The organism is Paenisporosarcina sp. P4_E4_2 (assembly GCF_056401595.1).
This window is the reverse complement of record NZ_JBFUJC010000176.1, coordinates 1-6,374: the sequence shown is the minus strand read 5'-3', so window position 1 is coordinate 6,374 and position 6,374 is coordinate 1. Positions and strand designations below refer to the sequence as shown.

Annotated in this window: 9 protein-coding genes; 2 read left to right on the top strand and 7 right to left on the bottom strand. The window is 40.0% G+C overall.

Annotated features, from left to right (window positions below):
* From deoB to AC1DSB_RS12430, 5 genes are all read right to left on the bottom strand, one after another.
* Window positions 1-956 (bottom strand): phosphopentomutase (deoB, locus tag AC1DSB_RS12450; protein WP_477586817.1); only part of this gene is annotated, 956 nt, incomplete at its 3' end.
* Window positions 957-1,039: 83 nt separating this feature from the next.
* Window positions 1,040-1,942, bottom strand: coding sequence for a site-specific tyrosine recombinase XerD (gene xerD / locus AC1DSB_RS12445; RefSeq protein ID WP_477586816.1), 903 nt, complete (start codon window positions 1,940-1,942; stop codon window positions 1,040-1,042).
* A gap of 154 nt (window positions 1,943-2,096) precedes the next feature.
* Window positions 2,097-2,561 (bottom strand): ferric iron uptake transcriptional regulator, encoded by a 465-nt coding sequence (gene fur, locus AC1DSB_RS12440; RefSeq protein ID WP_477532362.1) that lies wholly within the window; start codon window positions 2,559-2,561, stop codon window positions 2,097-2,099.
* A gap of 100 nt (window positions 2,562-2,661) precedes the next feature.
* A complete protein-coding gene (locus tag AC1DSB_RS12435) occupies window positions 2,662-3,180 on the bottom strand; it encodes a hypothetical protein (protein WP_477586815.1) in 519 nt (172 codons plus the stop codon).
* Window positions 3,181-3,231: 51 nt separating this feature from the next.
* On the bottom strand, window positions 3,232-3,780 hold the full coding sequence (locus AC1DSB_RS12430; RefSeq protein ID WP_477532364.1) for an NUDIX domain-containing protein: 549 nt from the start codon (window positions 3,778-3,780) through the stop codon (window positions 3,232-3,234).
* A 70-nt stretch (window positions 3,781-3,850) separates the two neighbouring features.
* Between AC1DSB_RS12430 and AC1DSB_RS12425 the strand changes: the two genes are divergently transcribed.
* Together AC1DSB_RS12425 and AC1DSB_RS12420 are read left to right on the top strand one after the other, a co-directional pair.
* Complete coding sequence (locus AC1DSB_RS12425) at window positions 3,851-4,753, top strand: aldo/keto reductase (RefSeq protein WP_477532365.1); 903 nt, start codon at window positions 3,851-3,853, stop codon at window positions 4,751-4,753.
* Between the two features lie 100 nt (window positions 4,754-4,853).
* Complete coding sequence (locus AC1DSB_RS12420; protein WP_477586814.1) at window positions 4,854-5,000, top strand: hypothetical protein; 147 nt, start codon at window positions 4,854-4,856, stop codon at window positions 4,998-5,000.
* A 59-nt stretch (window positions 5,001-5,059) separates the two neighbouring features.
* Here the strand turns inward: AC1DSB_RS12420 and AC1DSB_RS12415 are convergent, their stop codons facing one another.
* Complete coding sequence (locus AC1DSB_RS12415) at window positions 5,060-5,320, bottom strand: YqkE family protein (protein ID WP_016427470.1); 261 nt, start codon at window positions 5,318-5,320, stop codon at window positions 5,060-5,062.
* A gap of 17 nt (window positions 5,321-5,337) precedes the next feature.
* On the bottom strand, window positions 5,338-6,374 hold a 1,037-nt coding region (locus tag AC1DSB_RS12410; protein ID WP_477586813.1), incomplete at its 5' end, for an acetyl-CoA C-acetyltransferase.

Sequence of the window (6,374 nt, the reverse complement as noted above, 5' to 3'; positions counted from 1 at the left end):
GTCAAAGCATCCAACACTTCTGGCATACGTGCATCGAAAGCTTCCAATGCTTCTCCGTAACCGATTGGATCACGACGGTGACCATACAATGCGTCAAAATCAACAAGATTCAAGAAACTGATGCCATGGAAATCTCTTTTCACGACTTCAGCCAACTTGTCCATTCCGTCCATATTATCTTTTGTACGCAATGACTCAGTTACACCTTCATTGTTGTAAATATCCGAGATTTTACCAATGGCAATCACATCATAATTTGCATCTTTTAATTCGTTCATCACTGTACGTTCAAACGGTTTCAACGCGTAGTCATGACGATTCGTTGTACGCTTGAATTCACCAGGTTGTCCGATGAATGGACGTGCAATAACGCGTCCTACTAAAAACTCGGGTTCAAGTGTTAATTCGCGTGCAATTTCACAGATTTTATATAGTTCTTCTAACGGGATAATTTCTTCGTGAGCAGCAATTTGCAATACTGGATCTGCAGACGTATAAACGATAATTGCACCTGTTTCCATATGCTCTTGTCCTAACTCGTCCAAGATTTCCGTACCACTTGCTGGTTTATTGCCAATGACTTTACGTCCTGTCTTTTCTTCCAAAGCATTGATTAATTCATCAGGGAATCCGTCTGGGTACACTTTAAACGGTTGATTAATGTTAAGTCCCATGATTTCCCAGTGACCTGTCATTGTATCTTTACCAACTGACGCTTCCTGCATTTTTCCATAATGAGATGAAGGAATCGTTACAGGCTGAATACCTTGGAATGGACGAATATTGGAAAGTCCCATTTTTTCAAGGTTTGGCATGTTCAAGCCATTCATTTTTTCTGCAATATGTCCCAGTGTATCGGAACCTGTGTCCCCGAAAGATTGGGCATCTGGTGCTTCGCCAATTCCAACGGAGTCTAGAACAACTAAGTGAATGCGTTTAAATGATTTATGTGTCATACATATCCTCCTTCAACTTCTACTCATATCTTATCAAACGTTTGGAAAAAATACACGTCAGACTTCTGACGAATTAAGTCGAATTATGCTCGCGGATGAAATTGTTTATACACATCTTTCAAACGGGTTTTACTGACATGCGTATAAATCTGAGTCGTCGAGATATCTGCATGTCCTAGCATTTCCTGTACAGCGCGTAAATCTGCTCCATTTTCAATTAAATGTGTGGCAAATGAATGGCGCATAGTATGAGGCGTAATATCATTTTGAATGCCCGCTTGTATTGAGTATTCTTTCATAAGCTTCCAGACCCCTTGTCTGGTCAATCCTTTTCCTCGTTGGTTAACAAAAATAACGTCGGTGCGATGTGTTGGTTTAATCAGTTTTGGACGACCTTCTTTTAAATATTGTTCACATGCTGCCAGTGCTGTTCGTCCAAGAGGAATGATTCTCTCTTTTCCGCCTTTACCGAAGCATCGAACAAATCCCATCGTTAAATGTAAATCTTCCATATTTAATGTAATACATTCACTAATCCGCATCCCCGTCCCGTAAAGAATCTCGAGCAATGCACGATCCCGTAGCCCTTGAGGTTTCCCCAAGTTGGGTGCCGCAATCAATTCCTCTACTTCTTCAATTGACAATATTTTCGGAAGTGTACGATCCATTTGTGGCATTTCCAAGTGGACCGAGGGATCTGCACCGGATACTTTTTCCCGCAGTAAAAACTGATGGAATGACCGGATTGACGAAATATGACGGGCTAATGTTCGCGAAGATTTACCACTCGTCTTTAACGCTTGCAAGTGAGAAAGAATATGAATTCGCTCGACGTCGTTCAAAGTGGATAATTGCTGTACTTTAGAAAGGTCCTTAATATATGCAAGTAAATCTCGTTCGTACGAAGTTAAAGTATTGGTTGATAATTGTCTTTCTACACGTAGAAAATGAAGATAATCTGCGACTGCATCTTGCATTTCTTTCATAATGATACCTCCCTGTAAAAACACTTTTATGTATATATATGGACAATATATTTTTATTAATGAAAACGTAAAAAAGGATAGCAATTCTGCCATCCTTTTGTTTTACAGTAAACATGTCTGTGTCGAGCTAGAAGCGATGTTTTCCGCTTTTCTGTTACTCAGACTCTTCTTTTTCATCGTGGGTATCGTGGCAGCGCCAACAAATACCATGGAACGTCAACCTGTGATCTTTAATACGGAAATTCCATCTTTTTTCAACAACGGCTTCCACATCTTCCAGCAAGTCCTCCTGGATTTCATCTACGGCTCCACATTCAATACATACGAGATGGTGATGGAAGTGTGCTGCACCTTCCTGACGCAAGTCGTATCTTGAAACGCCGTCTCCAAAGTTAATTTTATCGACAACTTTTAATTCGGTAAGAAGTTCAAGCGTTCGATATACTGTTGCAAGTCCAATATCAGGTGCTTTATTTTTAACGAGAAGATATACATCTTCTGCGCTCAAATGATCTTCTTCATTTTCAAGAAGCACTCTAACTGTCGCTTCACGCTGTGGCGTCAGTTTATAGCTCGCACCATGAAGCTGCTTTTTTATCCGGTCAATACGGCTCTCCATGTGACGCCCCCCCAAACTTCCTTCATTATACCAAATTGGTCTTTCCCTTTACAAGATAGAGAAAGTTATCCAAATGATAATAATTATAATCTAGTTTCGATTATAAACCATGAATATAAGGAAGGACAAACAATTCAAGTCCAATTAATACAATATAGATTAGACTTAGTACGCCGATACCTTTAAAACTGCGGGCTTGTTTGAATTGATTATACGATGGTGGTGGGACAAGTAAAAATCCAATCAGTAGTAATAAAGAACAATAAATTAACTGGAATGGGAACCACCATAATGCATATGCCCAAAATTCTGTTTCCTGTGCAATTAAAAAACCTGAGCAAATTCCCCAAAAAACAGCTCTCATTGTACCTATTAATAGAATGGTATATTTCAGGATTAAATGAGTAGCAAAAAGAAGGAATAATAAAATCGTAACGAGTTGCGGGAGAATTGAATCAAAACCACTTGGTATGTTTTCATTTAAAAGTCTTGGGTCTATCCAATGTATGACTCTTTCAACTTGATCAAAAGGCATTTTTGAATACAGCCATAACCCACCTAAATAACCGATGACTAGCAATCCTAGTAAATAAAATATTGGGAAAGAGCGAGTCAACATCCGCCACCTACCTTTCATAGAGTAGCTTATGCGTGTCCCACTATCAATCATTCATCGATTTTGTAAATATTCCTTAGCCCAAAGAACACTATATGCTGTTTTTGCATCAAAGATTTGGCCAGACTTCATCATTCCTTCTGCTTCTTCTAAGGTTGCCTCGATTATTTCAACAAACTCATCTTCATCCAGTGATGCTGCGTTTTCAATTTTTGACAATCCTTCTGCCACATATAGGTGAATAATTTCGTCTGCAAAGCCCGGAGAAGTTGCGAACGATTGAATGTGTGTCAATTTCTCACAACCGTACCCAGTTTCTTCTTCCAGTTCTCTTCTTGCCGTTACTTCCGGCTCTTCTCCCGGCTCTAGTTTCCCTGCAGGCGTCTCAATCAGAGAACGTTCGAGCGCTTTTCGATATTGCTCGACAAAGACAATTTTACCTTTGTCTGTAATCGGTACAATGGCAACCGCTCCAGGGTGTTTAACCAATTCACGCTTCGAAGTCTTACCATTTGGCAATATTACTTCATCCACTCGAAGAGAAATAACTTTCCCTTCATAAATCGGTGTTGACGATATAGATTTCTCTTCATATTTTTTCATATTTTTCGCCCTTTCTGTTTGTCTATTTTCAAAGACAATTGTACCATGTATGAAATGAGGAGGCTGACTGATGAATAAACGCGAACTTGGACAAAGTGGAATAATGGTATCGGAAATCGGACTGGGTTGTATGTCTCTTCCGACAAATCAACGTGAAGCCCAACTAATAGTGGATGCAGCCATTGAACATGGAATTACATACTTTGATACAGCGGATTTATATGATAAAGGTAAAAATGAAGATGTTGTTGGACACACTCTGAAAGGAAAACGACAAGACATCATTTTGGCTTCGAAGGTGGGTAACAAATGGAATGAAGATGCATCAGGTTGGACGTGGGATTCATCAAAGTCATATATCACGTCTCAAATTAAAGAAAGTCTACAAAGGCTTCAAACCGATTATTTAGATCTATATCAATTACACGGAGGCACGATGGAAGATGATTTAGAAGAAGCAGTCGATGCTTTTGAATCTTTAAAAAAAGAAGGTTTAATTCGAGCATACGGCATTTCATCCATACGCCCGAATGTCATTCATCGTTTCCTACGTAACGGTAATGCTAGCTCTGTCATGATGCAATACAGCATGTTAGACCGCAGACCCGAAGAATGGTTTGACATGATTGCATCACATAGTGCATCAGTTGTCACCCGGGGTTCTCTCGCAAAAGGTCTGCTTACGCCAGATGCATTGAAACGTGCCGAAAAATCGGATGGATACGGAGAATACAAAAAAGAAACTTTAATAGAAACACTTTCACAACTCACTAAAACCACTCAATATCTTCATAGTGCGGCATTGGCATTTGTTCTTCAATACAACCAAGTGTCCGCTATCTTAGCAGGAGCAAGCTCATCAAATCAATTAGAGGAAACGATGCAAGCATATCATCAACCTATGACCCTTGAGCAACTAGCACACTTGAAGGAATACTTAAGAGCCGATATTTATAAAGACCATCGCCTTTAAAAAATCGTTATAATTCTAAATCTCGTGCTTATACTCCTTATAGATTGAAACCTACCTATTTGTTAAAACGTATACATATGGATTCAAGGAGGCGATATGAATGACGAAGTTTATTGATGACTTTGCCGGTGCACTATATGATATCTTCAAGTTTGCGTTAAGGAGTATGTGTTATTTTATCGCAGGTATGWTCATCGTTGGCGTCCCTCTTTACTTAATTGCAATGATTTTTGATATTTTTAATTAAATAGTTCGCTGATGATGGCAAAACAAAAAGGACTTCAAAAATTCGAAGTCCTTTTATTCTTAAAATTTATTACCCTTCATTCCATACTCATCTAGAAGTTCAGCAAAGGATTTGTTTTTCTCTTTTTGTTTACGATCAAATTCAGCTTGCGCGAGGCGTTCTTCTTCCTGTTGACGCTCTGTATCCTGTAACTGCTTTTTAGCTAACTTCAGTTTTTCAAGCACATCCCCTTGCAGTTGATCGGACAATGTGTTGCCTGATGATTGTTCAGATCGCTCAGGTTGTCTGCGTTGTTGCTGTTGTTGTTTCTTTTTTGCCATCTTTTTTCACCTTCTACCTATGCTCTTTTCACAATTGTAGCGACACCTTGTCCGCCACCAATACATAAAGTTGCTAACCCTGTCTTCGCATCTTGTCTAGCCATTTCATGAAGCAGAGATACAAAAATACGTGCACCACTCGCGCCTATTGGATGTCCGAGAGCGATTGCACCACCATTAACATTCAGCTTGTCATGATCAAATGCAAGCTCGCGATCTACAGCAATTGATTGTGCTGCAAAAGCTTCATTTGCTTCCACTAAGTCAATATCCGCCATTGATAGGCCTGATTTTTCAAAAACATTTTTCACTGCTTTAACAGGGCCAATTCCCATAACGGATGGATCAACACCCGCTGATGCGTTCGCTACAATCGTTGCTAATGGTGTTAAACCTAACTCATCTGCTTTTTCTTTAGACATAACGATAACCGCTGCTGCTCCGTCGTTAATACCGGAAGCATTCCCAGCAGTGACACTGCCTTCTTTTTTAAACGCTGGTCGCAATTTACCTAACTTCTCTGCTGAAGTCCCACGTTTTGGATATTCGTCCGTATCAAATACGATTGGGTCTCCTTTGCGTTGTGGAATTTCGACAGCAACGATTTCTTCTTTAAATTTCCCGCCGTCAATCGCCTGAACCGCACGTTCCTGTGAACGAGCTGAGAATTCATCTTGTTGTTCACGTGTAATTTCGTAACGGTCACATAAATTTTCTGCTGTTATGCCCATATGGTAATCATTGAAAGCACACCATAAGCCGTCAGAAATCATGCTATCCACCACTTTTTGGTCGCCCATTCGGAAACCTTCACGCGCATTTTTCAACAAATACGGAGCTTGGCTCATGTTTTCCATTCCACCTGCCACAACAATGTCCGCATCTCCTGCGATAATAGCCTGTGTTGCCAAATGAATCGCTTTCAATCCTGATCCACACACTTTATTAATTGTCATGGAAGGAATTGTTTCATGAAGACCTGCAAGAATCGATGCTTGTCTAGCAGGGTTCTGTCCCAACCCAGCTTGCAAAACATTCCCCATGATCACTTCAC